Origin of the sequence: Nocardia sp. NPDC059228 (genome assembly GCF_042754245.1) — a bacterium.
Classification (GTDB): Bacteria; Actinomycetota; Actinomycetes; order Mycobacteriales; family Mycobacteriaceae; genus Nocardia.
In genome coordinates, this window is the sequence record NZ_JBHZAL010000047.1 from 18,057 (window position 1) to 43,136 (window position 25,080).

The 25,080-nt window shown below is 65.6% G+C and carries 29 protein-coding genes and 1 pseudogene; 13 read left to right on the plus strand and 17 right to left on the minus strand.

What is annotated here, in order from left to right; all coding sequences use genetic code 11:
• Nucleotides 1–140 precede the first annotated feature (140 nt).
• Both ACFXKA_RS38505 and ACFXKA_RS38510 read left to right on the plus strand, forming a co-directional pair.
• Nucleotides 141–533: a phage holin family protein gene (locus ACFXKA_RS38505; protein ID WP_379431195.1), complete on the plus strand. Its 393-nt coding sequence runs from the start codon at nucleotides 141–143 to the stop codon at nucleotides 531–533.
• A 48-nt stretch (nucleotides 534–581) separates the two neighbouring features.
• Nucleotides 582–1,238 carry a UdgX family uracil-DNA binding protein gene (locus ACFXKA_RS38510; RefSeq protein ID WP_379431196.1) on the plus strand — a complete coding sequence of 219 codons (657 nt, stop codon included), beginning with the start codon at nucleotides 582–584 and terminating at the stop codon, nucleotides 1,236–1,238.
• Between the two features lie 191 nt (nucleotides 1,239–1,429).
• Here ACFXKA_RS38510 and ACFXKA_RS38515 read toward each other — a convergent pair whose 3' ends face one another.
• The 3 genes from ACFXKA_RS38515 to ACFXKA_RS38525 form a co-directional block, all read right to left on the minus strand.
• Nucleotides 1,430–1,657 carry a hypothetical protein gene (locus ACFXKA_RS38515; RefSeq protein WP_379431197.1) on the minus strand — a complete coding sequence of 76 codons (228 nt, stop codon included), beginning with the start codon at nucleotides 1,655–1,657 and terminating at the stop codon, nucleotides 1,430–1,432.
• Nucleotides 1,658–1,740: 83 nt separating this feature from the next.
• Nucleotides 1,741–2,064: a hypothetical protein gene (locus tag ACFXKA_RS38520; protein WP_379431198.1), complete on the minus strand. Its 324-nt coding sequence runs from the start codon at nucleotides 2,062–2,064 to the stop codon at nucleotides 1,741–1,743.
• On the minus strand, nucleotides 2,004–2,276 hold the full coding sequence (locus ACFXKA_RS38525) for a hypothetical protein (RefSeq protein WP_379431199.1): 273 nt from the start codon (nucleotides 2,274–2,276) through the stop codon (nucleotides 2,004–2,006). The genes ACFXKA_RS38520 and ACFXKA_RS38525 overlap by 61 nt, the downstream gene beginning before the upstream one ends.
• Nucleotides 2,277–2,422: 146 nt before the next feature.
• Between ACFXKA_RS38525 and ACFXKA_RS38530 the strand changes: the two genes are divergently transcribed.
• Nucleotides 2,423–3,859 (plus strand): CHAD domain-containing protein, encoded by a 1,437-nt coding sequence (locus ACFXKA_RS38530; RefSeq protein ID WP_379431200.1) that lies wholly within the window; start codon nucleotides 2,423–2,425, stop codon nucleotides 3,857–3,859.
• A 112-nt stretch (nucleotides 3,860–3,971) separates the two neighbouring features.
• Nucleotides 3,972–4,367: a hypothetical protein gene (locus ACFXKA_RS38535; RefSeq protein WP_354844082.1), complete on the plus strand. Its 396-nt coding sequence runs from the start codon at nucleotides 3,972–3,974 to the stop codon at nucleotides 4,365–4,367.
• A gap of 264 nt (nucleotides 4,368–4,631) precedes the next feature.
• Here ACFXKA_RS38535 and ACFXKA_RS38540 read toward each other — a convergent pair whose 3' ends face one another.
• Nucleotides 4,632–4,787, minus strand: a complete 156-nt coding sequence (locus ACFXKA_RS38540; RefSeq protein WP_354844059.1) for a DUF6131 family protein — start codon at nucleotides 4,785–4,787, stop codon at nucleotides 4,632–4,634.
• Between the two features lie 172 nt (nucleotides 4,788–4,959).
• Entirely contained in the window at nucleotides 4,960–5,535 is a 576-nt protein-coding gene (locus ACFXKA_RS38545; protein WP_379431201.1) for a TetR/AcrR family transcriptional regulator, read from the minus strand.
• Between the two features lie 26 nt (nucleotides 5,536–5,561).
• On the opposite strand from ACFXKA_RS38545, the gene ACFXKA_RS38550 reads away from it, so the two are divergent.
• Together ACFXKA_RS38550 and ACFXKA_RS38555 are read left to right on the plus strand one after the other, a co-directional pair.
• Complete coding sequence (locus ACFXKA_RS38550; RefSeq protein WP_379431202.1) at nucleotides 5,562–6,206, plus strand: nitroreductase/quinone reductase family protein; 645 nt, start codon at nucleotides 5,562–5,564, stop codon at nucleotides 6,204–6,206.
• 448 nt (nucleotides 6,207–6,654) lie between these two features.
• The gene (locus tag ACFXKA_RS38555) at nucleotides 6,655–7,461 is read left to right on the plus strand and encodes a hypothetical protein (protein ID WP_379431203.1); all 807 of its coding nucleotides are present in this window, start codon (nucleotides 6,655–6,657) and stop codon (nucleotides 7,459–7,461) included.
• A 308-nt stretch (nucleotides 7,462–7,769) separates the two neighbouring features.
• On the opposite strand, the gene ACFXKA_RS38560 is transcribed toward ACFXKA_RS38555, so the two are convergent.
• The 4 genes from ACFXKA_RS38560 to ACFXKA_RS38575 form a co-directional block, all read right to left on the minus strand.
• Nucleotides 7,770–9,476 carry an alpha-keto acid decarboxylase family protein gene (locus ACFXKA_RS38560; protein ID WP_379431204.1) on the minus strand — a complete coding sequence of 569 codons (1,707 nt, stop codon included), beginning with the start codon at nucleotides 9,474–9,476 and terminating at the stop codon, nucleotides 7,770–7,772.
• Between the two features lie 60 nt (nucleotides 9,477–9,536).
• On the minus strand, nucleotides 9,537–10,292 hold the full coding sequence (locus ACFXKA_RS38565; protein ID WP_379431205.1) for a type 1 glutamine amidotransferase domain-containing protein: 756 nt from the start codon (nucleotides 10,290–10,292) through the stop codon (nucleotides 9,537–9,539).
• 244 nt (nucleotides 10,293–10,536) lie between these two features.
• Nucleotides 10,537–11,817: an MFS transporter gene (locus ACFXKA_RS38570; RefSeq protein WP_379431206.1), complete on the minus strand. Its 1,281-nt coding sequence runs from the start codon at nucleotides 11,815–11,817 to the stop codon at nucleotides 10,537–10,539.
• A 59-nt stretch (nucleotides 11,818–11,876) separates the two neighbouring features.
• A complete protein-coding gene (locus ACFXKA_RS38575; protein WP_379431207.1) occupies nucleotides 11,877–12,839 on the minus strand; it encodes an alpha/beta hydrolase in 963 nt (320 codons plus the stop codon).
• Nucleotides 12,840–13,201: 362 nt separating this feature from the next.
• On the opposite strand from ACFXKA_RS38575, the gene ACFXKA_RS38580 reads away from it, so the two are divergent.
• The 3 genes from ACFXKA_RS38580 (at nucleotide 13,202) to ACFXKA_RS38590 (ending at nucleotide 14,129) form a co-directional block, all read left to right on the plus strand.
• Nucleotides 13,202–13,654, plus strand: a complete 453-nt coding sequence (locus tag ACFXKA_RS38580; protein WP_379431208.1) for an alpha/beta fold hydrolase — start codon at nucleotides 13,202–13,204, stop codon at nucleotides 13,652–13,654.
• 64 nt (nucleotides 13,655–13,718) lie between these two features.
• Complete coding sequence (locus ACFXKA_RS38585) at nucleotides 13,719–13,916, plus strand: three-helix bundle dimerization domain-containing protein (RefSeq protein WP_379431209.1); 198 nt, start codon at nucleotides 13,719–13,721, stop codon at nucleotides 13,914–13,916.
• Between the two features lie 12 nt (nucleotides 13,917–13,928).
• Entirely contained in the window at nucleotides 13,929–14,129 is a 201-nt protein-coding gene (locus tag ACFXKA_RS38590; RefSeq protein WP_379431210.1) for a hypothetical protein, read from the plus strand.
• Nucleotides 14,130–14,255: 126 nt separating this feature from the next.
• Here ACFXKA_RS38590 and ACFXKA_RS38595 read toward each other — a convergent pair whose 3' ends face one another.
• The 3 genes from ACFXKA_RS38595 to ACFXKA_RS38605 form a co-directional block, all read right to left on the minus strand.
• The gene (locus ACFXKA_RS38595) at nucleotides 14,256–14,684 is read right to left on the minus strand and encodes a PleD family two-component system response regulator (RefSeq protein WP_379431211.1); all 429 of its coding nucleotides are present in this window, start codon (nucleotides 14,682–14,684) and stop codon (nucleotides 14,256–14,258) included.
• A gap of 230 nt (nucleotides 14,685–14,914) precedes the next feature.
• On the minus strand, nucleotides 14,915–15,100 hold the full coding sequence (locus ACFXKA_RS38600; protein ID WP_379431212.1) for a hypothetical protein: 186 nt from the start codon (nucleotides 15,098–15,100) through the stop codon (nucleotides 14,915–14,917).
• On the minus strand, nucleotides 15,097–15,402 hold the full coding sequence (locus ACFXKA_RS38605) for a thioesterase family protein (RefSeq protein WP_379431213.1): 306 nt from the start codon (nucleotides 15,400–15,402) through the stop codon (nucleotides 15,097–15,099). The genes ACFXKA_RS38600 and ACFXKA_RS38605 overlap by 4 nt, the downstream gene beginning before the upstream one ends.
• An 86-nt stretch (nucleotides 15,403–15,488) precedes the next feature.
• Here ACFXKA_RS38605 and ACFXKA_RS38610 point away from each other — a divergent pair, with 86 nt between their 5' ends.
• Nucleotides 15,489–16,172, plus strand: coding sequence for a winged helix-turn-helix transcriptional regulator (locus tag ACFXKA_RS38610; RefSeq protein ID WP_379431214.1), 684 nt, complete (start codon nucleotides 15,489–15,491; stop codon nucleotides 16,170–16,172).
• A gap of 440 nt (nucleotides 16,173–16,612) precedes the next feature.
• Here ACFXKA_RS38610 and ACFXKA_RS38615 read toward each other — a convergent pair whose 3' ends face one another.
• Entirely contained in the window at nucleotides 16,613–17,188 is a 576-nt protein-coding gene (locus ACFXKA_RS38615; protein WP_379431215.1) for a TetR family transcriptional regulator, read from the minus strand.
• 113 nt (nucleotides 17,189–17,301) lie between these two features.
• Here ACFXKA_RS38615 and ACFXKA_RS38620 point away from each other — a divergent pair, with 113 nt between their 5' ends.
• Complete coding sequence (locus ACFXKA_RS38620; protein WP_379431216.1) at nucleotides 17,302–18,177, plus strand: SDR family oxidoreductase; 876 nt, start codon at nucleotides 17,302–17,304, stop codon at nucleotides 18,175–18,177.
• A gap of 28 nt (nucleotides 18,178–18,205) precedes the next feature.
• On the opposite strand, the pseudogene ACFXKA_RS38625 reads toward ACFXKA_RS38620, so the two are convergent.
• Nucleotides 18,206–18,481 (minus strand): annotated as a pseudogene (locus ACFXKA_RS38625) (acetyl-coenzyme A synthetase N-terminal domain-containing protein); the annotation flags it as partial.
• A gap of 60 nt (nucleotides 18,482–18,541) precedes the next feature.
• Nucleotides 18,542–19,231, minus strand: a complete 690-nt coding sequence (locus ACFXKA_RS38630; protein ID WP_379431217.1) for an alpha/beta fold hydrolase — start codon at nucleotides 19,229–19,231, stop codon at nucleotides 18,542–18,544.
• Between the two features lie 387 nt (nucleotides 19,232–19,618).
• Between ACFXKA_RS38630 and ACFXKA_RS38635 the strand changes: the two genes are divergently transcribed.
• Nucleotides 19,619–20,359 (plus strand): SDR family NAD(P)-dependent oxidoreductase, encoded by a 741-nt coding sequence (locus tag ACFXKA_RS38635; protein WP_379431218.1) that lies wholly within the window; start codon nucleotides 19,619–19,621, stop codon nucleotides 20,357–20,359.
• Nucleotides 20,360–20,713: 354 nt separating this feature from the next.
• Entirely contained in the window at nucleotides 20,714–22,219 is a 1,506-nt protein-coding gene (locus ACFXKA_RS38640) for a catalase (RefSeq protein WP_379431225.1), read from the plus strand.
• Between the two features lie 240 nt (nucleotides 22,220–22,459).
• Here ACFXKA_RS38640 and ACFXKA_RS38645 read toward each other — a convergent pair whose 3' ends face one another.
• Both ACFXKA_RS38645 and ACFXKA_RS38650 read right to left on the minus strand, forming a co-directional pair.
• Nucleotides 22,460–23,845: a mercuric reductase gene (locus ACFXKA_RS38645; protein WP_379431219.1), complete on the minus strand. Its 1,386-nt coding sequence runs from the start codon at nucleotides 23,843–23,845 to the stop codon at nucleotides 22,460–22,462.
• Nucleotides 23,846–23,945: 100 nt separating this feature from the next.
• Nucleotides 23,946–24,518, minus strand: coding sequence for an NADPH-dependent FMN reductase (locus ACFXKA_RS38650; protein ID WP_379431220.1), 573 nt, complete (start codon nucleotides 24,516–24,518; stop codon nucleotides 23,946–23,948).
• Nucleotides 24,519–25,080 lie beyond the last annotated feature (562 nt).

Sequence of the window (25,080 nt, forward strand, 5' to 3'; positions counted from 1 at the left end):
TGCAGAGACTGCCAACGCGACAGCACAGAAGCACAGGGCAACCAGATATAGACGCACGAACTTTCCTTTCTCGAATCCTGTGTCCCGGTTCGCTCAGCGGGTAAGTCGGTGGCATCAGCGATCAGCGAGGAGGTGTGGATATGGCGGAGGCACCCCGCAGCGAAGGACCGAACCTGTCCCGGTTGTTCGAGGCGACGGGCGTGACTGGCTCGGAGGTGAATCGGATATTGCGCGAGCAGATCGATCTCGCGATGCGCGACACCGCCAATGGAATGATGCCGCAGCTGCGTGCGCGAGCCAGGTGGTATGCGACGACGGTCATACTGGCCCTGTACGGCGGGGGCGCGTTGGTCGCGGCGGTGCTGCTGCTGATCACGCTGGCGGTGCCCGCCTGGGTGGCCGCGCTCATCGTAGGGGCGATTCTTCTGATCGTGGCGGCAATCGTCTACGCCCTCGCGAAATCCCGCACCCATCCGGAGTCGAGCCCGGTTCCGGGGAAATCGCTCAGTGGCGAACCGCACCGGCCGAGATAGCGCCGCCTCGCGGTCCGACCGCTCATCGACGAACATCGCGCATCTGGCTTGGCTGCTCGCCGAACAGAACCATCCCGGACCACAAGGCGGAACAGAATGACGAGCGCAGCGGACTTTGTTCCTCCTCACGCTGGTCTCTCCGGACTTCGCAGAGCCGCGCGCGACTGCCATGGCTGCCCTCTGTACCGGTTCGCCGAACAGACCGTTTTCGGTGAGGGACGCGCGGATTCCGACATCGTGATGGTCGGTGAGCAGCCCGGGGATCGAGAAGACCGCCAAGGGCATCCCTTCGTCGGACCGGCAGGGCGCTTGCTCGATCGCGCACTGGCCGAGGCGGGAATCGGCCGTGATCAGGTCTACCTGACCAACGCGGTCAAGCATTTCAAGTTCACCCGGCGTGGTAAACGCCGAATACATCAGCAGCCCAATCGAACCGAGGTGGTCGCGTGCGCGCCCTGGTTCGAGGCCGAAGTGGAGGCCATCCGGCCACGCCTGGTGGTGTGCCTGGGACGGATCGCGGCTCAGTCGATCCTCGGGCCCGACTTCCGGGTCACGGCCGAACGGGGACGATTCATCCCACACGCCGGCTATCTGGTGCTCACCACGGTGCACCCGGCGTCGGTCCTGCGCAGCCCGGATCGGGAGCACGCGTACGCGGAGTTCGTCGAAGACCTGAAGCGCATCACACCAAAAATGGCCGATTGATCATCGTCCGACCCGGAGCACTGCGGCCTCGGCCAACAGCCACGGACCATGGCATTTTTTCGCACCTCACGCGATGTGCCGTGCATCCAATTGCCCAGCGCCGGAGGCGAAGACGAGTCAGGCGTCCCAGTCGCGGTCGATCACGTCGATCACATCGCTGTCACCCAGTACAGTGTCCCGCACCGCCGATATCAATCGTCATCCGGCGTAACGTCCGGTTCCTCGGCGGCCAGTCGCCGCACCAGGCTGTCATCACCGGGTGTGTCGCTCAGTTCCTCATCCGTGGGCTCCCATCGATCGGGAGGATCGGCGGCTTCCTCGATCGGATCGGCATCCAACGCGTCCTCGTCGAGTTGCTCGGCCGTCGAGGGTATATCCGGCTCGCCCGTCGGATCGCTCGGAAACGGATTCATGATCACACCCCTGACGACGATGGGTTGCCTGCCGTGAAAAGCACGGTCAGCGTCATATCCACTCGCCTACCCGCGCATGATCAGGTTATTCACCACATGGTCGTGTGATTACGGGGCTGCGTCACCGGTACTCGGTGAGCCACCTCGATCAGATGGCGGGTTCGGTGCGTGCCGCGGAAGCGGTGGCCCTCGGCCGCGGCCCGCCCGACCGCTGGGATGTGCCCGGTCGGGTACGGGCAGATCCACACCATGCTCCGCGCGGGTGGAATCGCCAGCGCCCGAATGCGATCCCATGTCTGCTCGTCGGTCACGCGCCCGTTCGCGGTCGTGGTGTAGGAGGGGTCGGTGTCTATCAGTCGTTGCGAAACTGGTCGGCGCGGTGAGACAAACGCTCGGCGAAGGTCTCCACCCATGCCACCGACTCCGATTCGTCAGCGGTCTGCGCGGCCTTCGGTCCGGCATGCGCGCGGTGCTGTGAGGTCTCTTCGGACCGGGCCTGCAGGGCCAATAGGCGCATCCCCCAGGAGGCGTAGGCCTCTACGCACATTCCCGCGCAGTCGGCTGCGTGATGAAGGACGCCCCAATCGTTCTCGTCGACGGTCACCACGATCTCCCTGGTCGCCATGCTCGGCAACGGTAGTCCCCATACCCCGCACCGGCTTGGACCGACGCTGCGCAAGTTGATTTCCCCGCGCCTTCCGGCCCGCTGATACCCGTCCGGATATCGCTTTTCCCTGTTTGACGTGTGGTTTGCCGGGAATACGCCAACACATGAAGGACGTACTCGAACGTGAGAGCAAATGGGCGGTTGACCGGGACTTCGCTCTTCCAAGGCTCGACGACCTTGTCGCGAACAGCCGCATCGAGGAGGTCCCGGTCGAGCTCACCAGTACCTATTTCGACACCGCCGAGCGAGATCTGCTCGCCCACGACCTGACGTTGCGTCGCCGTGAGGGAGACGACGAATCCGGCTGGCAATTGAAGATCCCCCAAGCTTCGGGTCGCGTCGAGGTAACCGCCCAACTGTCGGACGAGCTGCCGCCAGAACTCGCCGAGGTTGTCAACGGCGCAGCACTGGGTAGACCTTTGAACGCGGTCGCCAGGGTTCATACATTGCGCCGCCGTCACCGCATCCTCGGTTCGGATGGCGAACTGATCGTCGAGATCGATGACGACACGGTGGACTCGACCGCAGCCGACCGGCCTGCTGAACCGGTCGCCTGGCGTGAGATCGAGGTCGAACTCGGCCCTCACACCAACGAGGTCCCGGCGATACTGCTGGACCGGCTCGCCGAGGCAGGCGCCCGCGAGTCGAGCTACCGCTCCAAGCTGTCTCATGTACTGCCGGAGCGATCCGGACCGTCCGCCACCAGTTCGCGGGCGGCACAAGCCATGCACGATTACATGACCACACAGATCGACCTGATCTTCGCCGGTGACGTCGGGCTACGCCGAGGCGAGGAACCAATCCACGACACCCGTGTCGCGACGCGGCGACTGCGCAGCACGCTGCGCGTGTTCGGCAAGCTGATGGACCGCTATGCCGTCGGCGAGATCGACAACGAGCTGAAATGGTACGCAGCGCTGCTCGGCGACATACGCGATTGTCACGTCCAACGCCGACGCCTCGCCGATGAACTCAACGCCCTACCGCCGGAACTCATCTTGGGTCCTGTCGCTGCGCGGATCGACGCGAGGCTGCTGGCTCGGCAGTTGCCGAGCCGCAATGCGCTCGCTGAGGCAATGAACTCGCCTCGCTACCTGCGACTGCTCGCGACCCTGCAGGCATGGAAATCACAGCCGCCGTTCGAGCGACGGATCCGGCGGCGCCATCTCGTGAAGCGGGCCCGCCGCGCCGCGGACAAAGCCGACCGCCGGTTGGTGACCGCGTTGCACAATCACCGACACGAATCGCTGCATCGCGCGCGTAAAGCCGCCAAACGCGCACGCTATGCCGCCGAATTGCACAAACCTGTTCGAAAGCGGGCGCGGGCAAAGTCGAATATCAAGCACTACAAGAAGATTCAGCGCCTACTCGGCGACTACAACGACAGCGTCGTCTCGTCCGAATTCCTGTGGCGAACCGCTACAACAGCGGGCACCGCAGGTGGTGAGAACGGCTTCACCTATGGCCTGCTCTACGCGAACGAGATGCAAGCAAAGGAGGGCGCGCGCCGGAGTGTCGCGGCAGTTGCCAGAGGCGAATAGATAGCGGTCCCGGGGACAGTGCCGGGCGATGCATGCTCCGGTTGCTTATTTTCCCAGCTCGTGGGTAGTCGAGTGGCGTAAGGATTACCGGGGGAGTGCGAGGAGTCGAAAAATGAGCACCACCATTGTGATCGTGATCATTGTTGTCGCTGTTGTGGTCATTTTGCTTGTGGCCTGGGCGTTGATGCGCCGACGGCGCGAACACCAGCGGGTCGAAGCCAAGGGCATTCGAGACCGCGCGGCGAAACAGGAACTCGAGGTCGGTCAGCGGGAGGCGCGGGCGCAGGAGATCGCTGCCCGCAGTCGCGCGGCACAGGCCGAAGGTGAGATCAAGGCGGCACAGGCCGAACAGCTTGCCCAGCAGGCGGGCGTGCATCGCAGCGAGGCAGCGGATTCGCGAACCGAATTGGACAAGGAGTGGGAGCGCGCGGACAAGGTCGATCCGGACTCGAAGTCGGGTGAGAAGCAGCGCCAGGCTGATCCAGAACAGCCGTCGCGCAGCTCCTGACAGTGATCCTGAGGTTTCTCCGACCTGGGTCGAGAATTCCGCACTGCGGTGTCCCGGCGCGCGTACCGTCGCGGTGGATTCGACCTGCGCGCCGGACGGCGAACTGCTATGGGCGGCTGGGATGGCTGTCTATGGCCGACACTCCGATCGCCGATGGCCGAATGCCAATTCGGTCATCGCTTGAAGGGTCCTGCGGATTTCAGGTCCGACTTCAGCTGGTCGGCCTTGCCTTCCTGTTCGCGGTCGGGTCTGCGATTTGACGGGTCAATAGTAATGGCGACGCCCGCCGACAGCACGGCCCATCGACCCCAACAGCAGTAACACGAGCCCGATGACGAGCACCACGATCCCGATGGTCCACAGGATCGGAATGCCGAATATGAACCCGACGAGGAGAAGGATGATTCCGAGGATGATCATGGCCACTACCTGGTTTCGCTGCCGCAGCCGAAGGGCCCGAGAAGCCCTCCGGTGCTGATATCGGTCATGACGCGCATACCCTCACGCCGGCGGTTCAATCAGCGCACCGAATCGTCCAATTCCCCACCCATTGCACTGTCTCTACGAGTGGCGGTTCGATCTGGGCATCCATCTACGAGATGAGCGACCGTACCTGTAGCGACAGCGCGGCGGCTAGTTCGTCGCGCGGGTAGAGTTCGCGGCTGCTGACCGCGTCGAGTGCGAGGCCGTCGACCGTGGCGAGCAGTATCGCGGATCGCGTCGAGGGGTCGGGGATGTTCGCGGCGGCCAGCTGGGTCTCGAGTTCCCGGCGAATCTCGGCCAGTGTGCGGTGTTGGACTCCGGCGAGGGTTTCGTTGGTGGCCGCGCGCGCGGCGAAGCAGACCATCACCCGGGCCTCGTGCTCGCGTTCGTCGTCGAGTGGAAGCAGTTGGGACAGTGCGGTGATCAATCGGTCGGTGAGGGGGGCCTGTGGGTCGATGGCGCTCATGCGGGCGCGCACCCGGGCGGTGAGCTGTTCGAAGGCGAAGGCGTAGAGCTCGTCCTTGGTGGTGAAGTGGTGCTGAACGGCGCCGATGGAAACCTCGGCCGCGGCGGCGATCTCACGGATGCTCGCGGCGTCGAGCCCCCTCGAGCCCGCGATGGCGAACACCGCGTCGGCGAGCTGCTCCGAGCTGGTCGATCCGTATTTGCGCACATCGACAACCATACACTCGTATGGAACAATACGAGTGTATGGAAGTACTTCGAAAAGCCCGCTCGCGCACCGTGATCACCGGTTCCGCGGCCCTGGCCGCCCTGGTGTGGATCACGTGGAAGGTCGACCCCACGGCCTCGTCGTCCCCGCTGGTTCCCTCCGTGGAGTCGGCGCTTCTGCTCGCCAACATTCCGCTCACCATCGGGTGGCCGAGCCGGAAGCGCGCCGCGGTGGCGGCCTTCCAGCGCTATCTGCTCAATCCCGTTGTACGCCTGTTGTTCCGGATCGGCTTCGTGCCCTTCGGCTATGCGCTCGTGGAGACGGTGGGGCGGCGAACCGGACGGCGATACCGAACACCGGTGGGCAACGGATCGGCCGGCGACGTCTTCTGGATCATCGCCGAACACGGGTACCGGGCCGGATACGTCCGCAATCTCATGGCCGAACCCACCGTCCGGGTGAAACTCCGGCAGGGCTGGCGCTTCGTCTGGCGCACCGGCCAGGCGACAGTTCTTCCCGACGAGGATCCGTTGGAACGGCAACGGCGACTGGCTCGTTGGCGACCACTGCGGATTCTCAACGCGATCATGGTTCGCGCGCTGGGCGCCGACCTGCTCGTCATCCGGATCGACTTGGACGAGCGTCTTGACTTGGTTCAGGGGCGCGGCCGCGCGCTGACCTGAAGTACTGCAGCCCAAGGTAATTGCTCGCGTATGCGGTTCGTGAGGTAGCTGTATCGAGGGCGCCCCAACGGTCTTCCGTCGCCATGGTGGAGCGCTGGCAGCGTCGCGTGCTCGCTGCCGTGGGCCGAGTGTGGTTGTGCTCAAAGCATTTCCGACGAATTGGAGCTGACAGGTCTTGCCGTAGCGGGCAAGACCACTGGCGATGGCACGCGGGCGGTGGTGAGCGTCGTGACCGAGTGAGAAGCGTTGCCCGTGGCGGGAGTCGACAGTGGACTCGCCTCGAAGCGTGCCGCACCAGGTATTCGCGTCCGCGTCCAGATTTAGGATCAGTCAGACCGAATAGCCTTGCGGTACGAGTGGTTCGGACGTATCAAGTAGTCCAGGTTCTATCGAGGCGGGTCGCGGTGCCACCGTGTTCGAGCCTGGTTTCGGCGAGAGAAGACCTCACGTGGTTGACGGAGTGCTGCTGGATACGAACTTCTTGTCCCTGTGGCACAGCGGATCGTGTGAGGCGCCCGAACCGGGTGCTTACTATGCGAGCACCACGACCCTGCAGGAGCTCTACAGCATGCAGGCGCCGCAGGGCTGGGGGTATCGGTATCTGCTGCCGAGCCTCGCGAGGGACCATCTGTGGGGTCTGCCCGATGTCAATCACCTTGTCGAGCTGTACCGGGGCCGGATACTCAAGGGGCAGGCGGGGATGGCCCGCACCGACAAGTTGCTGATCAACTTTCCGGCCAGTCTCGCGGGTCATGGTTTCGCCGCCTACCTGGAGAAGTCGCATCAGGCGGTGGCGAATGTGCAGAATGCGCGGGCGTTCGGACTGATCGAAGGCATGGCGTCGGTCGCGATCGACCGCAATATCGGGCGGATCGTAGGGGTTCGGGCTCGGTTCCTCAGCGACGTCGAGGTGGCGCCACTGCCGTTGACGATGAGTGAGATCACCATTGCGGTCGATCTGCTGCAGGAGGTCCTGCGCGCCAGGATCAACCTCAAGCAGCATCGCCGGAACTCCTTCAACGACTTGCTGATCCTCGCCACGGCGCTGCGATGGGGCCTGCGGCTCAAGACCGGCGACAGGCTGCTGCTCGAACTGGCGCTGCGGGCGGGAATGATCCAGACCGACGACGCCAGCGGAGTCGCGAGCCTGATTCCGCCGGCCGCTACCGCCGGTACCCCGCCCTCGTACGAGTCGAAGCGCTACATCAATTCTCGATGGCGGGCGCGGCGTCCGGCGGGCCGTCCGCGGTCCTGACATGACGGTGGCACAGTGCTCGACCGCGCGGCACGGGGCGATCCGATTCCGATTCCGCTGAGCGCAAGGATTCACCGCTGTGGCCGTGTCTGTTTCGCTGGAACGCGAAAGGAGTCATCGCTCCGGTGTGGTCGGAGCGACAGGCGCTGCTGTTCTCCGCGCTGCTGAATCCGGGTGACAGTGTGGCCGTGGAGCGGGCCGGCTTCCCGTTGGCGGTGTGAATCCGTGCCGCTCGGCCACATTCACGCCGCGCTGACGGCAGGTTTCCGTGCCGGCACCTGTTGGTATCCACCGACCTACGCTGGGGGTCACACCGGCCGGAGCTGGGTGCCTTCGTGGTGTTGCGGGCCACGGGGCCCGTAGTCGAGTTCGGCTCCTCTGTTGCTGCTTTCGGTGACCGGGGCGGGAGAATCGAAGGGATCCATGATCGATTCGATGAAGATCAAGCTGTCATTGGGTGCGGAGAGGGCGTTGTGCAGGTCCGCTGGAGTCTTTGCGACGAATGATCGCGCCGTGGTGTCGGGGCGAAGCACCTTCGGCAGATCCGCGTATGCCCACGGGGCGATGTCGTTGTAGGACTCGGTCTTTCCGAGGTAGCCGCGCTCGATGGTGTATCCCCCGTTGTTGATCAGGAAGATCACCGGCTTGTGATCGTGCCGCAGGATGGTCGACAGCTCCTGCGCGGTCAGCTGGAACGAGCCGTCGCCGACGAACAATAGGTGGCGCCGGTCCGGTGCCGCGGTCAGCGTGCCCAGCAGGGCAGCGACCGAGTAGCCGATCGACCCCCAGTTGACCGATCCGACGAAGGTGCAGCCCTGCGGGAGTTTCAGGCCGAAGAGGGCGTATGACGTGCCGTTATCGACGAGCAGCACATCCCCGGGCCGGATGTAGTCCTGGATGGCTTGCCAGTACGCCGCCTGCGTCAGCTTGGCAGACCGGTCGATGTGAGCGCGTGGCGCCGCTGCCACGGGCCGGGGTGTGGCGCGATCGGCAACGCGCGGCACCGCGTCGATGACGCCGCGGAGAACTTCCTGGAGCGAAACCGCCTGGTAGTTGTCCTTTCCGACGTCGGCCGAGTGTGCGCGCAGGTGGATCGTGTCGGCGGGCAGCGAGACCGTGAAGTCGCCCGTGGTCGCTTCTATGGGTCGGTATCCGATGCAGAGCAGGCAATCGGCGGCCTGCATCGCGTCGAGTGTGTGCCGCGCACTCGCTTCGCCGTTGTAGACGCCGGCGTAATAGGGGAACGTTTCGTCGATTACCGCCTTGGCGGTGTTGCTCACCGCGACCGGAAGTCGCATCTTCTGGGCGAGTTCCATGACCTCCGCGGCGACGCCGAATCGGTCCGCGTCCAGATCCACCAGAATCGCCGGTGCCCGGGCGCCGGACAGGTGGGCGGCGACCGCGGCGATGCACGACTGCAGCCGTTCGGGGTCGCTGGATGGCTGTTCGAGGACCAGCGGCTCGACCGGAACCTCGATATCGAGGTAGGCGATGTCGGACGGCAGCTCCAGGTACACCGGCAGTTTCTCCCGCCAGGCGGTAAGGATCAGCCGGTCGATCTCGATGGCGGCATTGCACGGGGTCAGTCTGGCCTGTGCGGCGGTCACCTGCGCGAACGCGCCGAGGAAGCGGTCCCAGGTCCCGTCGGCCATCGTGTGATGCATCCCCAGGCCCCGATCGATGGACCTGAGTGGAATCGACCCGCAGATACAGACCACGGGAACATGCTCGGCATAGCAGCCGGCGACCCCGTTGATCGCACTCATCGCGCCTACCGCGTTCGTCACGAGCAGTGCGCCCATGCCTTTCAGCCGCGCATAGCCGTCCGCCGCATAGGACGCATTCAGCTCGCCGCAATTGCCGACCCATTCGATGGCGCTGCGGTCTTGGAGTTGCTGGAGAAACTCGAGGTTGTAGTCGCCGGGGACGCCGAAGAGGTGGCTGATCCCGGCCTCCGTCAAACGGCGGAGCAGAAAGTCACCGATCGTCATTCGTCGGGTTTCGCGCATGGACATCACGTGCTCCTCCGAATCGCGGGGTCACGAAAAGAATCGTCTCGAACCTGGCCGAATCGGTCAGGCGCCTTTCAGTATCTCGACCATCCGGTTGCCGAGGACGGCGGCCGAGGCCGGGTTCTGGCCGGTGGTCAGGTTGCGATCCTCGACCATGTACGGCTCCCATATCGGCCCGCGACTGAAATCGACGCCGATCTTCTCCCTCAGGTCGGTCTCGAGTAGCCACGGCGCGAGTGCGGCGACGCCCACGGCCTCCTCTTCCTCGTCGGTGAAGCAGGTGAGGCGATAACCCTCGAACGGCGATTCGCCTCCGATCCTGGTGGACAAGATCGAGGCCGGAGCGTGACAGACGATGAAAAGCGGTTTGCCCGAGGCCAGCTGCTGCGTCAGCAACCGCCCGCAGTCAGCGTCGAACGCCAGGTCCGCCATCGGACCGTGCCCGCCCGGCAGGTACACCGCATCGAAATCCTCGAGACGCACATCCGACAAGTGCAACGGCCGCCGCAATGCCTCCGCTTCGCGGATGATCGACTCGAGCCGCAGGGCCCCGTCCATGCCGCCCGCCATCTGAGGGCGCAGGCTCATCATGTCGACTGTCGGGATCACACCGTTCGGTGTAGCGACGACCACCTGGTGCCCGGCGTCGATGAGGATCCGATACGGGTTGGCGAACTCCTCGGCCCAGTATCCGGTCGCATACCGTGAGCCGTCCTTCATCACCCAGTAACTGGCACCACTGACGATAAAGAGCACCTTTGCCATCGCGAAAGCTCCTCTCGGATCCCACATGCCCGTTAATCGGAAAACATTTGGCAACCGAACCGCAATCTCCCCGATCCTACACAACGGTCTGCCCCGTGCCAGCAGGCCAACGGTCCGCAGCCGGCGTCGATCAGCGGCGGACCCTGCAAGAAACAGCAACGGCGACAACCGCTTTCGCGATGCCCCGGGAACCCCACCCGATGGCATCGCTGCGTTGGCGCGGATTCCCCCAGCCGCTGCGGGCCTGGGGGCTCAGGCAGTCCGCACCGGCTGACCTGCGCGGCGGGCACAGTTGACTTCACTCGGGCCCGTCGGGTCCGTCCGGATGAGGCGGCGTGCGTACCCGTCCCGCGATGGCCGCGGCCACCAGGCACGAGAGCGCGCCCACCAGCAGCGCCGCCCGTGGCCCGGAGGCGTCGATGATCCACCCGGTGATCAGGCTGCCGATGGGTGTGGTGCCGAGGAAGACGAAGACCCACAGCGCCATGATTCGCCCGCGATAGCTCGGATCCGCGTGCAGTTGCAGGGCGGTCGATGCCATGGTGACGAAGCTGAAGCCCGCGAACCCGGTCGCGATCAGGGCTGTGCAGGCGGTGGCCAGATTCGGTACGACTGCCGTCGCGGCGAGACTGATGCCGAAGGCGGCTGCGGTCGTAACCAGATAGGTGCGGCGGGGATGGCGTACCAGTCCGACTGCGAGCGAGCCGCCCACCGAACCGATGCTGAGCATGGTCGACAGCAGGCCGTAGGTGCCGCCGGTGCCGTGAAAAGTGCGCTCCGCCAGCACCGGGAGCAGCACCGGGAAGTTGAAGGCGAACAGTCCGACCAGCGCCATCATGGTCAGCGGCAGCCACAGTTGCTGCCGGGTGCGGGCATAGCGCAGTGCGGACAGCACCCCGTCCGATCGCGCCCGGACGGCAGCAGTAGCCGGTGCGGTGGGCCGGATCGCCACCAGCGCCCCGACCACCGCGAGGTAGGAGATGGCGTTCACCGCGAAACACGGTGTGGTGCCGATGAATGCGATCAGCAGTCCCGCCAGCGCGGGACCCACCACGCGGGCGCTGTTCATCACCACGCCGTTGACGCTGGCCGCACTGGCCAGATCCGTGGGCGGAACCAGTTGTGCCACAAAGGCCTGCCGTGCGGGCGAATCGACGATCTGTACCACGCCGCCCGCCACGGTCACGCCGATGACCAGCGGGATCCCCGCCCTCCCGGTCACCGCCGCCGCCCACAGAATCGCCGCCAGCAATCCGGAGACCACCTGCGTACCGATCAGCAAGCGTCGCAGATCGACCCGATCCGCGACCACCCCGCCCCACGGTCCGAACAGCAGCGGCGGCACCCCGCCCGCGGCCAGCACCACACCCAGTGAGGCCGGTGATCCGGTCAGCTGCAACACCAGCCATCCGACCGCCGTCGCCTGCACGAACGTGCCACTGGCGGAGGCGATCTGCCCTGCGAAGTACCACCGGAACGGGCGCGACCGCAGTGCGCGAAAGGCATTCGCGCGCTCCCGTCGCGGAATCTGGTGTGCCGTGGCCGCTTCGGGCACGACCGTCATTGCGTCACGATCCATCGCGTTCGTATCACCCTCGGGTCGGCAGTTGCATTCTGCCCGTGGCGGCCGGGTCGGGGTCAGTCGTGCAGGGCCCGGGCCAGAACACTGACCGCCTGCGCCACCGCGGCTGTCGCGGCGTGGGTGTCGTGCAGTGTGTTGAGCATGACGAAGTCGTGGACGATGCCGCCATAGCGGACGGCCGTCACCGGGACACCGGCGGCGCGCAGTTTGGCGGCGTACGCCTCGCCCTCGTCGCGCAGGACGTCGGCCTCCGCGGTGATGACCAGGGCCGGCGGGAGGCCGGCCAGTTGGTCGAGGCCGGCGCGCAGCGGGGACACGGTGATCTGGGCGCGATCCGAGTCACTGGTCGTGTACTGATCCCAGAACCATTGCATGCCTTCGAGAGTCAGGAAGTAGCCGGTGGCGAACTCGCGGTAGGAGCCGGTGTCGAAGTTGGCGTCGGTGACGGGGTAGAACAGGACCTGCTGGCGGAAGGAGACGTCGCCGCGGTCCTTGGCCATGAGGGTCAGGGCGATGGCCATATTGCCGCCCACGGAGTCTCCGGCGACGGCGATGCGGGTGCTGTCGAGCCCCTTGGCGGCGCCGTCGGTGGTGACCCACTGGGCGACCCGGTAGGACTGCTCATTGGCGACCGGGTAGTGCACGTCGGGGGAGCGGTCGTACTCGGGGAACACCACGGCCGCGTTCACCCCGACCGCCAGGTCGCGGACGAGGCGGTCGTGGGTGTGGGCGTCGCCGAAGACCCAGCCCGCGCCGTGGGTGTAGATGATGACCGGGAGGGTCCCGGTGGCGTCCTTGGGCTTGACGATGCGTACCCGGATCGATCCGGTCGGCCCGCCCTCGACGGTGATCCATTCCTCGTCGATTTCCGGCTTGAAGATCGGGGAATCCTGCACCCCGTCGACAGTCTTACGGCCCTCCTCCGGCGAAAGCTGGTACAGGAAGGGCGGTTCCGAGGTTGCGTCCACAAAGGCCTGGGCGGCGGGTTCGAGTGAGATGCCGTGCGGATTGCCTGCCATGTCCGTTCTCCCTAGCGTCGCGTCGTGAGCGCACGCGTCGGTGCGCGCCTTCCTCCAGCTTTCCCGCCGACGGTGGGCGACGGCCCCGCTTCATCGGCCAGGAATCCCTGAATTCGGGACACCGGCCGGTCGGCTGGCGAGCGTGCGTTTTCCGGGTCGGCGGCCATGTCCGACGAAGCGGAGCCGGCGGTGTCCTGATTCGGCGGATTCCTGGCCCGCAGGCAGGGGCGGCCACCGCGCGGCAACTCGAAACTCGGAGGGCACGGTGCTTTCCGCCCGTGACCCGACGAAAGGAATCCCGTGCCCGCCCCGACGGTAATCCTGGTTCACGGCGCTTTCGCCGATGCCGGCAGTGATCCCCGGTGACCGAACGGCTGCTCGCCCAGGGCATTCCGGTCCTGGTCCCGCCCGTCTACAATCGCAGCCTGTCCGCCGACGCCGCCTCCATCCGGGCGGTCGCCGAGGCCATCGACGGCCCGGTGCTGCTGGCCGGTCACTCCTATGGCGGCGCGGTCATCACCGTCGTCGACACGCTGAAACAACCGCCCCTTGGGTTGTGCGGCGGCCGCGCCGGTGTCGCGGACAATGTGGCCGGACTCGTCTACGTCTCCGGCTACGCGCTCGAGGAGGGGGAGAGTCTGGGCCAATTGCAGGGCGGCGCCCCGGATTCCGACCTCGCGGCGAACCTGGTCTACACCCCCTCGGGCGAGCAGTCGTCGTTGCTGCCACGATGCCGCCGGAACCTCCTCCCCGGCGGCATCGTCAATCACTTTGGCGGAGAACGTGATTGCCGTGCTGGTCGCGATCGAACGTGACATATTCCCCGAACCGAAAATGCCGGTGGTTGACGACGCAGGGTGTCGCGGACAACCATGAACCATGGCAGCACATGACGAAGATCAGCAGATCGCGGCACTCGTCCGACGCCTTGCCGCACAGTTTCCCACAATCAATACCGACACCGTCGAGGGCGTCGTCGCCGAAATCCACCGTGGCTTCGACGGCCGGCCGGTTCGCGATTTCATTCCGTTGCTGGTCGAGCGTGGCGCACTGCGGAGGCTTTCGGCAACCGGCTGATACGAGCCGCCGGTGAGCGAGAATCCCGAACTCGCCCAGGCGCGTATGTTCCTCGCGGAACTCGAGTATCACGCCGAATGCCTGGTTCGCCGGTGCAGCCAGTGGCGAGACGACAAACCCAATCAGGCCGTCGAGGTCGAACTCGCGCAGGTCCACCGGCAGATCCGGAACCTCCGCCGGCGATTTCCCGGCCTGCGGTGGATATCCCGATGATTTCGAGCGATCGAACAATGAAACGGAGTTCGGCGCCTCGGGATTGATGGTGTGGTCCGCGGCCGAGACGACACCCCAACCGGGTTCGGTCTTCCACGTGGCGACCGAGGCGGGCTCGGTGATGTTTCAGGCCGCCTGTGGTGCTGTGAGATGGACACGGATGCGGTCGAGCAGTTCGCGGGTTCTGAGCGGTTTGGGTAGGTAGTCGCACGCGCCGGCGGTGTAGGCGTCATCGATGGCATCGGGATTGCCATCGAGGGAGTTCACGATGATCGGAATCGGTGAACGATTCCGCAGCTGCCGGCACAGATGCGCGCCCGGCAGGTCCGGCAGGACCAGTTCGAGCAGCACCAGGTCCGGATGCCATCGTCGCGCGACGGTTAGAGCGCGCTGCGCGTTGCCGGCAGAAAGCACCTCATGGCCGGCGTTGGCCAGCACAAGTGTCGCAATCTCCGCGGTCGCCGGGTTGCTCTCGACGACCAGGACCTTGCCGGACTGCGCCGCAGGGATCGGCGGCAGTGTCAATTCTGTTGCAGAGTGCGGGAATTGGCTCATGGTGAATCCTTCGCAGGCGGGTCCCCGACTGTCGAATCCGCAGCGCGATGGAGCTGAATGGAGGCGATCCTGCGCTCACGATGTCGGTGCCGCGATCGAACGACTACGACACTATGCCAATCCGCAATCTTTCAGCAACGAATCTGTGAACAGTTTTCATGGCGTTCACATGACCGGGTCTATTCCCTGGCCTCCCATTACCGATACGCCCCGCCAATGTGCGGCATTATTCAGTGCTTTGCCAGAGGTGAGGGGAGGTCGGCGAAGTCGACGGTTCGGGAAAGGTCGCGCAGCAGTGTCAGGAGGTCGTCGGGCGGGCTGATCAGGCGGCGCCGGGTGAGGTCGAGCCAGCCGCCGGTGGAGGTGACCGTTGCGGCGACGGTGCCGTCGGCGCGGGTGAAAGTGTTGCGCATCATGAAGCGTGCGCCGTCATTGGACAGGCCTGCGAGGTGCAGTGACAGCTGTGCCGGTCCAGGAGGCGTAGTTCGGTGCGATAACGCAGCTCGTCGGTCTGGATGACCGGGCCGAACCCGCGCCGCGCGAACTGGCCGGCGGAGAAGCCGGACCCGGCGAAGTACTGCATTCTGCAGTTCTCGGCGGCGGCGAGATAACCCGTGGTGCGCATGTGGCCGTTCTGATCCATGTCCGACCATTGCGGTTGAAACGCGACCTCGAAAGCGCTGGGGCCGCGGTCGAGAATTGCTTGCTCGTTGCTCATGCGACTCATGTTGGGCCAGTGTCCCGGATCGTTCTAGTTCAAACTTTGAACCGATCGGTGGCCCGGTTCGCGGTTACCATTGCCGCGTGGGTGGATATGGCCAGTTCTGCGCTGTGGCGCGGGCTTTGGAGGTGGTCGGCGAACGCTGGACCCTGCTGATCGTGCGAGAGCTGCTGATGGGTGCGGCGTCGTTCAGTGATATCCGCCGAGGTTTGCCGCGAATTCCCAGAGCTACGCTATCCGCGCGGTTGCGGGGCCTCCGAGCCGCCGGAATCGTGGACGCCGACTACAACCTCACCGACGCCGGGCTCGCCTTGGCCCCCGTGGTGCAGGAACTGGCCCGCTGGGCGGTCCGAACCGACAGTGCGGCCCTGTCCGAGGACGACCTGGACACCGCGGCCCTGACTTGGGATATGCAGCGCCGCATCGACGCTACCCAGCTGCCCGCCCGCACCGTGGTCCTCGCGTTGACCTTCACCGACCGACGGCCCGCCGACCGCTTCTTCTGGCTGCACGTGTCGCCGACGGGCGTCAACTTGTGTCGCGACGACACCGGAGCCCCGGTCGATGTCTGGCTCACTGCCCCCACCGCCGAGGTCACCCGCTGGTGGATCGGTGAGTTGTCCTGGCACGACCTACAGGACCAACCCGGCGTCGACTTGCACGGCGACCCGGCGCTGCGCCGCCGGATCCCGCGGTGGTTCACTCGCTACGTCTTCACGCCCGAGGCCCTTGCCGCATCGGATGAGATTGTGCGCGAAAGCAAGTGAGGGCCCCCGAGGCTCGAGGTGAGGATCGCTCAGGCTGAGCGGCGCTGGTGCTGGTGCTGGGTGAGCATTTGAAGAATGCCGTCGCGCGGCACGGGTCGTCCGCTGAGGCCTCGACGGTGAACCACTCGGACACGAGTTCGTCCACACCGACACCCGCCCGAGCGGCACGGAGATGATCTCAGCCTGTTGATCTTCGGGCGTGCGGCTCCGGCTGAGATCCGCCAGATCCCATCGCCGACCGTTTCGAACTCGCTGAAGCCGGTCTGCCACAATTGGTTCCGGTCCATGGGTGGATCGTGGAACACCTTGCACCGCAACATCGCCCATGACTGTCGGTCGGCCCGTTAACCGCGCCACAACAGCAGCCCGCGTCGTCGCAGCGGCGCTGATACTCCTGCCCGTGGCGAGGGGAGACGGCGCTTCGCCCGCCAGTAGGTTGTCTATTGGCACGCCGTCCCGGTGGCGACCGCCTCGAGTTCGGCCAGCGTTTCGCGAATGAACTCGGCCAGGCTGCGGTCCGGCGGGGAATCGGCCCAGCCGGTGTAGGCGATCTTGAAGACCGCGATGCCGACTTCGGCGGTGAGGCCCGCGGTGGGCTCGGGGACGCCGCGCAGACGTAGCGCCTCGGCGCTGCTTGCCGCGAGCGCGGCGAGCTTGGTCAGTTCCCGTTCCTGTAATGCGGGGTTCGCGGCGATCACGGACTGGCGCTGTTGGGCGAAGTCCCGGCGTTGCCCGATCAGTTCGGCCACCGCCTCCAGGCCCGCCCCCAGCGCCGCGATCGGTGATGCTGAATCATCCGCCTCGGCAATGGCGTTCGTGATGATGTCGTGCAGGATCTGCTGGTTGCCGAACAGCACCTCACGCTTGTCGGCGAAGTGCCGGAAAAATGTGCGCTCGGTGAGCCCGGCTCGCTCGGCGATGTCGGCGACGGTGGTCTGATCGAAGCCGCGCTCCAGATACAGCTCCATTGCCGCGCGGCCGAGGCGGCCCGGCGCGTTCGGTTCCCAACGACCCATTCCGTGATTGTAAGACAGTGACGTCAGCAACTGACGTCGAAGTGATGACAGAGCCTGACATGAGGGCTATTCTGATGACAGATGCTGACATCACAAGTCGAGAGGGCTTTCTCATGCGTCTTTTCGTCACCGGAGCTTCCGGTTTCATTGGTTCCCGCGTCGTTCCCGAACTCCTCGACGCAGGTCACGAGGTGGTCGGCCTGGCCAGGTCGGACGCCTCGGCCGCGGCCTTGACCGCAGCCGGCGCGCAGGTGCGCCGCGGCGATCTCCTCGATCCGGATGGTTTGCGTGCGGCCGCAGACGAGGCCGATGGGGTGGTTCACCTGGCTTTCCTCCATGACTTCTCCCAGTTCGAGGAGAATCAGCGCACCGATCGCCGGGTGGTCGACCTGTTCGGCGATGTTCTCGCGGGTTCCGATCGGCCGCTGGTGATCGCCTCAGGGCTGGTTCCGTTCGACACCGGTCAGCCCGGTGTGGCCGATGAGCCGATGATCCGCCGCGCCACGGCCGCCGCCACGGTCCGGCTCGCCGAACGCGGCATCCGATCGGTGGTGCTGGGTCTGCCGCCGACGGTGCACGGCGCGGGCGACCGTGGATTCATCCACCGAATCGTCGAGATCGCGCGGGAGAAGGGTGTGTCCGGCTATGTCGGGGACGGTGCGCACGCCTGGTCGGCTGTGCACCGGGACGACGCCGCGCGGCTGTTTCGACTCGCGGTGGACAAGGCCGAAGCGGGAACGGTGTTGCACGCGGTCGCCGATTCGGGCGTGGCGACCCGCGATATCGCCGAGGCCGTCGGTCGCCGGCTCGGGGTGCCGACCACCTCGATCGACCCCGCCGACGCGGTCGGCCACTTCGGTTGGCTGGGCATGATGTGGAGCATGCCGATGACCGGCGACGGCGGACCCGCCGCGGCCACGGTGGGCTGGGCGCCGAGCGGCCCAACGCTGCTCGCGGATCTGGCCGAACGCCACTACTTCCAGGACTGAGCCGGGCCACACGCCAGTACGCGGCATTGAGACGGCCTTCGGTGAACCAGTTGTCGAGCGGGGCCTTCTCGTTGTCTGGGCCGGCACCCACCAGGCGGCTCCAGGTCGGTTCGTGCGCCTGTGTCTCCCAGAACCGCACGGGATCCTCGGCCCACGATCGATACACGGAGTCGAACACGATGAAACCAACTTTGTCTCTTCGGGTTTCGCGATACTCCGCGACGATCCATACCGAGCCGGCCAGCGCCAGGCGATGAGCGCCGGAACCTGTTGCGGTGCAGTACATCCGCGTCCCGAGGATCATGCGTGCGCTGTCGGCCCCACTGAGCGTGCGGCCGACAGCCCGTTGTTGCTTACCGCTGGGTCAGACGGCTTCGGCCGCGTTTCGGACGATGGCGGCGACCACTTCGGGACGGGACACGTAAATGGCATGGCTGCCAGGCGTTTCGGCCACGGTCGCGCCGATACGTTCGGCCATGGATGCCTGCGCCGCGGGCGGAATCATCTTGTCCTCGGTGACATGCAGGTACCAGCTGGGCTTGGACCGCCAGGCGGCCTCACTGATGACCCCGCCGAGCGCTTCCACGCCCCACGGCACCTGGGAGTCGGCCAGGAACTTGGCGTCCGGCGCGGCAAGGTCACCGGCGAAGGAATCCGGGAACTTGGCCCGGTCCAGGAACAGATACCCCTGCACCGGCGGCAGGATCGGCGGCTGCGGGCCGTCCTGCGGGAACGTGGCCAGCAGGGTGTTCACCGATTCGCCCTTGTCGGGCGCGAACGCGGTGATGTAGACCAGCGCGGCCACTTTCTCGTGCGTCCCGGCCTCGGTGATGACCGCCCCACCATAGGAATGCCCGACCAATACGACCGGGCCGTCGATTTCGTCGAGCACCTGACGGGTGGTCGCGGCGTCGTCCTCCAGCGACTTGGTCGGGTTCTGCACCACCCGCACCGCGAACCCATCGCGGGTCAGCTCGTCATAGACACCCCGCCATCCGCCACCATCGACGAAGCCACCGTGAACCAGCACGACGGTCTTGTCCTGCGCAGTCATTCGAACTCTCCCTCTGCGAGTGAATTGCCATACGGCACAACCGAATATAAAGCGCGCGACAGCTGAGACATCCGCCATTTGACGTAGATCGGCGAGATTGGAGCGATCAGCAGATGACACGGCAGTCCCAGGTGTAGCCACCCGATCTCGGCTTCCTCGTACGGCGAGACATCGTGGCGGAGCTAGCCTGGTGGGTGGGTCCGGGATCTGGCTTGTCCGAAGGACCGGTATGCGGGTTGGACCGCCGTCGCGCGAGATCCGGGAGTCCGGAACCCGGTGCGGTGCAGAACGTCCGCTACTACCCGGGGGAATGGTCGTAGTCGACAGCGACATCCCCGATGCCGGGCAAACGGTTCGATCACATCAACCACGAAGTGAGGAGATCCGATGTCGGAACTGTCTGGACTCTCTGCGTTGGTGACCGGCGGTACCAGCGGAATCGGGCGCGCCACCGCGCTGACATTGGCGCGGCGCGGTGCGCGGGTGGCGCTGTCGGGGCGCGACGAGCAGCGCGGCAAGCAGGTGGTCGCCGAGATCGAGGCGTTCGGTGGCACAGCGGTGTTCATCCCGGCGGATCTGCGCGACAAGGCATCCGCGCAAGCGCTGGCCCGTGACGCGGTCACCCGGCTCGGCAAGATCGATGTCTTGGTCAAGAACGCGGGCATCTACCCGTTCGGCCCGACGGAACAGACGTCGGAAGCCGATTTCGACGCGGTGTACGCCGTCAACGTCAAGGCACCATATTTCCTGGTGGCCGAACTCGCCCCCCAGATGGCCGAGCGCGGCCACGGCGCCATCGTCAACGTCACCACCATGGCCGACGAATTCGGTGCCTCCGGAATGGGCCTGTACGGGTCCAGCAAGGCCGCGGTGGCGTTGCTGACCAAGGCGTGGACCGCCGAGTACGGGCCCCGTGGGGTGCGGGTCAACGCGGTCAGCCCCGGGCCCATCCGCACCGAGGGCACCGCGGCATTCGAGGGCTTCGACGAGCTGGCGGCGACCACGCCCGCGGGACGGCCGGGAACACCGGAGGAGATCGCCGAGGCCATCGCCTTCCTGGCCGGCAGTCGAGCAGCCTACGTGTACGGCGCGATACTGCCGGTCGACGGCGGGCGCATCGCGATCTAGCCCCTGCGAGCCGGTGGTACCCAGGACTCCTGTGCCCAGTGCTGGGTCGGTGCCGACCGGTTGCCGGGTGGGTTGAAAGGGTCTCTCGGACGTGATCGAATTGGAGCACGACGGGATTGGTTGGTCGTGGCAGATACTGGACTGCTTCGCGGTGTCGATCTGCAGGCTGCCACGGGGTACACGGTGTTCATGACTCTCTAGAAGCACCCGTCGCGTCTATATGCGTTTCGGTCTCGACACGAGCACTCGACTCGTGCTCGCCGCCTGCACGCGGCCGGGTTGTCCGCGGTGCCGTGTTCGACACCGACCCACGACTATGTGGCCGTCGCTCTATGTCTGTGGACAAGGAGAGAGATGTCTGAGCCGAACTACACAACCGATGCCGCCGGAATTCCGGCACCCAGTGATGACCATTCCCTGACGGTCGGCCCGGATGGCCCGATCTTGCTGAACGACGCGTATCTGATCGAAAAGATGGCGTCGTTCAATCGTGAGCGCCTGGCGGAACGGCAACCGCATGCCAAGGGCGGCGGGGCGTTCGGCACGTTCGAAGTCACCCACGATGTCAGTGCCTACACCAAGGCCGCTGTGTTCCAGCCCGGCACGCAAACCGAAGTGCTGGTGCGGTTTTCCGCCGTCGCGGGCGAACAGGGATATCCCGACACCGTGCGGGATCTGCGTGGGTTCGCGGTGAGGTTCTACTCCGAACAGGGCAATTTCGACCTGGTCGGCAATAACACACCCGTCTTTTTCGTGCGGGATCCGATGAAGTTCCAGGACTTCATCCGGTCACAGAAGCGCCGCGCCGACAACAATCTGCGCGACAACGACATGCAGTGGGATTTCTGGACGCTGTCACCGGAATCGGCGCACCAGGTGACCTGGCTGATGGGGGATCGCGGCATCCCGGCCACCTTCCGGCACATGAACGGGTACTCCAGCCACACTTACATGTGGATCAACGCCGCGGGTGAACGGTTCTGGGTGAAGTACCACTTCAAGACCGATCAGGGCATCAAATTCCTCACCCAGCACGAAGCCGATCACATGGTCTCGATCGACATGGACTACCACCAGCGTGATCTGTGGAAAGCGATCGAACACGGCGAGTATCCGAGCTGGACCCTGAAGATGCAGATCATGCCGTTCGACGACGCGAAGACCTACCGCTACAATCCCTTCGATCTCACCAAGGTATGGCCACACGGCGATTATCCGTTGATCGACGTCGGCAAGATGACCTTGAACCGCAACCCGGCCAACTACTTCACCGACATCGAAGAAGCGGCATTCGAGCCCAGTAACGCAGTACCCGGCACGGGCCCCAGCCCCGACAAGATGCTGCTCGGGCGCTGGTTCTCCTATGCCGATGCGCACCGGCACCGGATAGGTATCAACTACAAAGAGCTACCGGTCAATTCGCCACACGCCGCCGAGGTCCGATCGTGGGCGAAAGACGGCGCCATGCGCCACCACAACCCAGGCGATCCGGTCTATGTGCCCAACTCGAAGGGCGGACCGCACGCCGATCCCGCTGTGGCGGGACCGTCTGCAGGTTGGTACGCCGACGGCGAGATTGTCAGAACCGCCTACACACTGCGCGCGGACGACGACGACTGGGGACAGGCTCGCACCCTGGTCCGGACGGTTCTCGACGACAACGCCAGGACACGACTGGTCGACAACATCGTCGCGCACCTGTTCGACGGAGTGAGCCAACCCGTGCTCACGCGAGCGTTCGTATACCTGCGCAACATCGACAAGGATCTCGGTGACCGAGTCGAACGAGGAGTACGGGCCAAGCAGGCGCAACACGAACCGACCGCCGCAGATCGACCGAAGGTCGGCCACCCGAGATAGCTTCGGCGATGGGCGCCGGTACGGCTGGTGGTCGCCACCGCCAGCCGTACATGATGGAGGCTGCGCAGTGCCGGGGTGTGGGAATCCTTGGCCCAGCTGCGATTTGGGTCGGCGCCGATGACTCCGACGCGCGGCGGCCCCGTGATGGCATCCTCACGCTACCTTTCCATGTTCACGAGTTGCCCTGAGCCGTAGGCCCTTTGGGTGGGTTGTTTCTCATGCCGTCGTCTCCGACACGGCTCAGGTGAACATCGTGAAGAGGGTGTTGAGGCCTTCGGCCAGGAGGGGGTGGGTGAAGATCGCGTCGGCCATGTCGGTGTGGGTGAGCTTGCCCAGCATGGCGACCTGGATCATGGTCATGATCTCGCCGCCTTCACTGCCGAGGACCGCGCAGCCCAGGATCTGACCGTTGTCCGCGTCGACGACGGCCTTCATGAAGCCGCGCGTCTCCCCGGTCTCGATGGCCCGGATGACGGCGCTCATCGGGAGCTTCGCCACCCGAATCACGTGTCCGTTCGCCCTGGCCTCGCGCTCGGTCATGCCGACGCAGCCGAGCTGGGGGTCGATGAACACCGTGTATGGGACGGTCCGGTCCCGCGTGCTCGCCTTCTCGTGCCCGATCAGGTTGGCGTGCAGAACGCGGTAATCGTCGTAGGAAGAGTGGGTGAAGGCTGGGCCGGGCGTGACGTCTCCCATCGCGTAGACGCCGGGCACGGTGGTGCTCAGGTACTCGTCGACCTCGACGAAGCCGTGGTCGTCGAGACGGATGCCGGCCACCTCGGGGGTCAGCGCCTCCGTGTTCGGGATGCGTCCGATGGCCGAGAGCAGGTGTGAGCCTTCGAGCTGTCGCTCACCGTCGTCCGTGCGAACGGTCAGCCGCAGGCGACCGCCGTCGGTCGGCTCGACCCGGACCGGCGTCGACGAGGTCGAGACCGTGATCCCGTCATCGCGCAAGAGAGCGGCGACCTCGTCGGAGACGTCCTCGTCCTCGCGCGTCAGCAGGTGCGCGGCGTGCTGGACGATGGTGACCTCGCTGCCGAACCGGCGGAACATCTGCCCGAACTCCAGCCCGATGTAGCCGCCGCCGACGATGATCAGGTGCTCCGGGAGCTGGTCCAACTCCATGATCGACGTCGAATCGAGCACGGGGACCTGGTCCGCGCCGGGGATCGCCAGCGGCTTGGGCCGGGCACCCGTGTCGATGACGATCACCGGTGCGCTGATCTGCCGCCTCCCGCCGTCGATCGTGGCGACCTCGACCGACTTCGGCCCGGTGAAATGAGCCTCGCCTTCGATCAGGTCGAGCCTGTCCCGCGCCAGGCGGCTCACGTAGTTCTCTCGCGCTCCGGCGACCATGGCCCGTTTGCGCTCGCGCACCGCGGCCAGGTCCACCGATACCGGACCGATCCGCACGCCGTACTCCGCGGCGCGGCGCGCCTGGTGGGCGAGGCGGGCGCTGGCGACCATCGTCTTGGTCGGGGTGCACCCGATGTTCACGCAGACACCGCCGAGTTGGCCACGCTCGACCAGCGCCACCCTTCGGCCCGCCTGCGCCAGCTCGACGGGAAGGAACCGACCGCCCTGGCTGGCTCCGATCACGATCGTGTCGTAGTGCTCATCGGCCATGACGTCTTCTCCCCTCGTCCTCGTTGCACCGGGCGGGTCGGTCGCGGCGGCAGGGAAACCACCGACACGGCACGGGTGCGCCACCGGCCGCGCGAATCGGTCAGCCGGGCTGGGGGACCACGCCGTGGACGCTGTCGATGAAAGCGGAGAAATCCGCCATGAACCGGGTGAGGAACTGCCTCGTCGAGTCGTCGAGGACCTCGCCGTCGGGGGTGAAGACATCCGGGCGGAACTGGATGTAGGCCTCCGGGGAAGTCATCTGCGGGGAATTGCAGTAGCCCAGGACGCTACGCAGGCTGAGCTGAGCGATCGCGGTGCCGATCTTGCCCGGCGAGGCGCCGATGACGGCGGACGGCTTGAGGGTGAACGAATTGTCGCCCCACGGGCGGCTGGCCCAGTCGATGGCGTTCTTCAGCGCGCCCGGGATCGAGCGGTTGTATTCCGGCGTCACGAACAGCAGGGCGTCGACCGCGGTGATGGCCGCCTTGAGCGCCCGGCCCTGCGGCGGGTAGTCGGCGTCGTAGTCGTGGTTGTAGAGCGGCAGATCCTTGATCGGGATCTCGGTGAACGTCAACTGTGGTGGTGACAGCCGGATCAGGGCCTTGGACAGGATCCGGTTGATGGATTCCTTGGACAGACTGCCGATGATGTAGCCGACCGTGTAGGTACTCACGCGATGCCTCCTGACCAGAGATTTCCGATGCTGAACGGAGCGCCTGGCGTCGTAGACGCACGGCGGTTTCGACGGGAGTGCAGGGTCAACGTAGCACTTCACAGCGGTCGCTCGCCCGGGTATCGGACGCCGGCGGTCGGCGGCGGCGTCGCGGCAGTGGATCGCCCTGCGAATCCGCTGCCGCCCCAACAAGATTCGCCAGAACTGCGAGACCTCCCCGGCGTCGATTCAGTCGGTCGTGCCGCGGGCGGATGTGGTTGAGGACAGGTTCGGCTCGAGTTTTCGCCAAGGCGCGGACCAGCACAATCTGTCCGGGTGGAACAAGACTCGCCGAGATCGAAGGCGCGTCGACCCATGACATCACTCAGCGAGCAGCGAGCCAGACCTGACGCCAGTTCAGAGTCGATATCGAGATGTTCTGGCAGGCATGACGATCGTGTACCCCTCACCGCGGCAGTCGGGGCCATCGGGCGCGAGTCGGCGGGGTCGGGCTCCCGGGGGTCAGTATGCGGAGTTGACGTTGTCCATGGAGCCGTAGCGTGCGGCGGCGTAGTTGCAGGCG

Excerpts from the sequence above, each read along its gene's own strand:
- ACFXKA_RS38505 (WP_379431195.1), top strand. The coding sequence starts at position 141 with ATGGCGGAGGCACCCCGCAGCGAAGGACCGAACCTGTCCCGGTTGTTC.
- ACFXKA_RS38520 (WP_379431198.1), bottom strand. The coding sequence starts at position 2,064 with ATGGGTGGAGACCTTCGCCGAGCGTTTGTCTCACCGCGCCGACCAGTT.
- ACFXKA_RS38525 (WP_379431199.1), bottom strand. The coding sequence starts at position 2,276 with ATGGCGACCAGGGAGATCGTGGTGACCGTCGACGAGAACGATTGGGGC.
- ACFXKA_RS38530 (WP_379431200.1), top strand. The coding sequence starts at position 2,423 with ATGAAGGACGTACTCGAACGTGAGAGCAAATGGGCGGTTGACCGGGAC.
- ACFXKA_RS38535 (WP_354844082.1), top strand. The coding sequence starts at position 3,972 with ATGAGCACCACCATTGTGATCGTGATCATTGTTGTCGCTGTTGTGGTC.
- ACFXKA_RS38540 (WP_354844059.1), bottom strand. The coding sequence starts at position 4,787 with ATGATCATCCTCGGAATCATCCTTCTCCTCGTCGGGTTCATATTCGGC.
- ACFXKA_RS38545 (WP_379431201.1), bottom strand. The coding sequence starts at position 5,535 with ATGGTTGTCGATGTGCGCAAATACGGATCGACCAGCTCGGAGCAGCTC.
- ACFXKA_RS38550 (WP_379431202.1), top strand. The coding sequence starts at position 5,562 with ATGGAAGTACTTCGAAAAGCCCGCTCGCGCACCGTGATCACCGGTTCC.
- ACFXKA_RS38560 (WP_379431204.1), bottom strand. The coding sequence starts at position 9,476 with ATGTCCATGCGCGAAACCCGACGAATGACGATCGGTGACTTTCTGCTC.
- ACFXKA_RS38570 (WP_379431206.1), bottom strand. The coding sequence starts at position 11,817 with ATGGATCGTGACGCAATGACGGTCGTGCCCGAAGCGGCCACGGCACAC.
- ACFXKA_RS38575 (WP_379431207.1), bottom strand. The coding sequence starts at position 12,839 with ATGGCAGGCAATCCGCACGGCATCTCACTCGAACCCGCCGCCCAGGCC.
- ACFXKA_RS38585 (WP_379431209.1), top strand. The coding sequence starts at position 13,719 with ATGGCAGCACATGACGAAGATCAGCAGATCGCGGCACTCGTCCGACGC.
- ACFXKA_RS38595 (WP_379431211.1), bottom strand. The coding sequence starts at position 14,684 with ATGAGCCAATTCCCGCACTCTGCAACAGAATTGACACTGCCGCCGATC.
- ACFXKA_RS38600 (WP_379431212.1), bottom strand. The coding sequence starts at position 15,100 with ATGATGCGCAACACTTTCACCCGCGCCGACGGCACCGTCGCCGCAACG.
- ACFXKA_RS38605 (WP_379431213.1), bottom strand. The coding sequence starts at position 15,402 with ATGAGCAACGAGCAAGCAATTCTCGACCGCGGCCCCAGCGCTTTCGAG.
- ACFXKA_RS38615 (WP_379431215.1), bottom strand. The coding sequence starts at position 17,188 with ATGGGTCGTTGGGAACCGAACGCGCCGGGCCGCCTCGGCCGCGCGGCA.
- ACFXKA_RS38620 (WP_379431216.1), top strand. The coding sequence starts at position 17,302 with ATGCGTCTTTTCGTCACCGGAGCTTCCGGTTTCATTGGTTCCCGCGTC.
- ACFXKA_RS38630 (WP_379431217.1), bottom strand. The coding sequence starts at position 19,231 with ATGACTGCGCAGGACAAGACCGTCGTGCTGGTTCACGGTGGCTTCGTC.
- ACFXKA_RS38635 (WP_379431218.1), top strand. The coding sequence starts at position 19,619 with ATGTCGGAACTGTCTGGACTCTCTGCGTTGGTGACCGGCGGTACCAGC.
- ACFXKA_RS38640 (WP_379431225.1), top strand. The coding sequence starts at position 20,714 with ATGTCTGAGCCGAACTACACAACCGATGCCGCCGGAATTCCGGCACCC.
- ACFXKA_RS38645 (WP_379431219.1), bottom strand. The coding sequence starts at position 23,845 with ATGGCCGATGAGCACTACGACACGATCGTGATCGGAGCCAGCCAGGGC.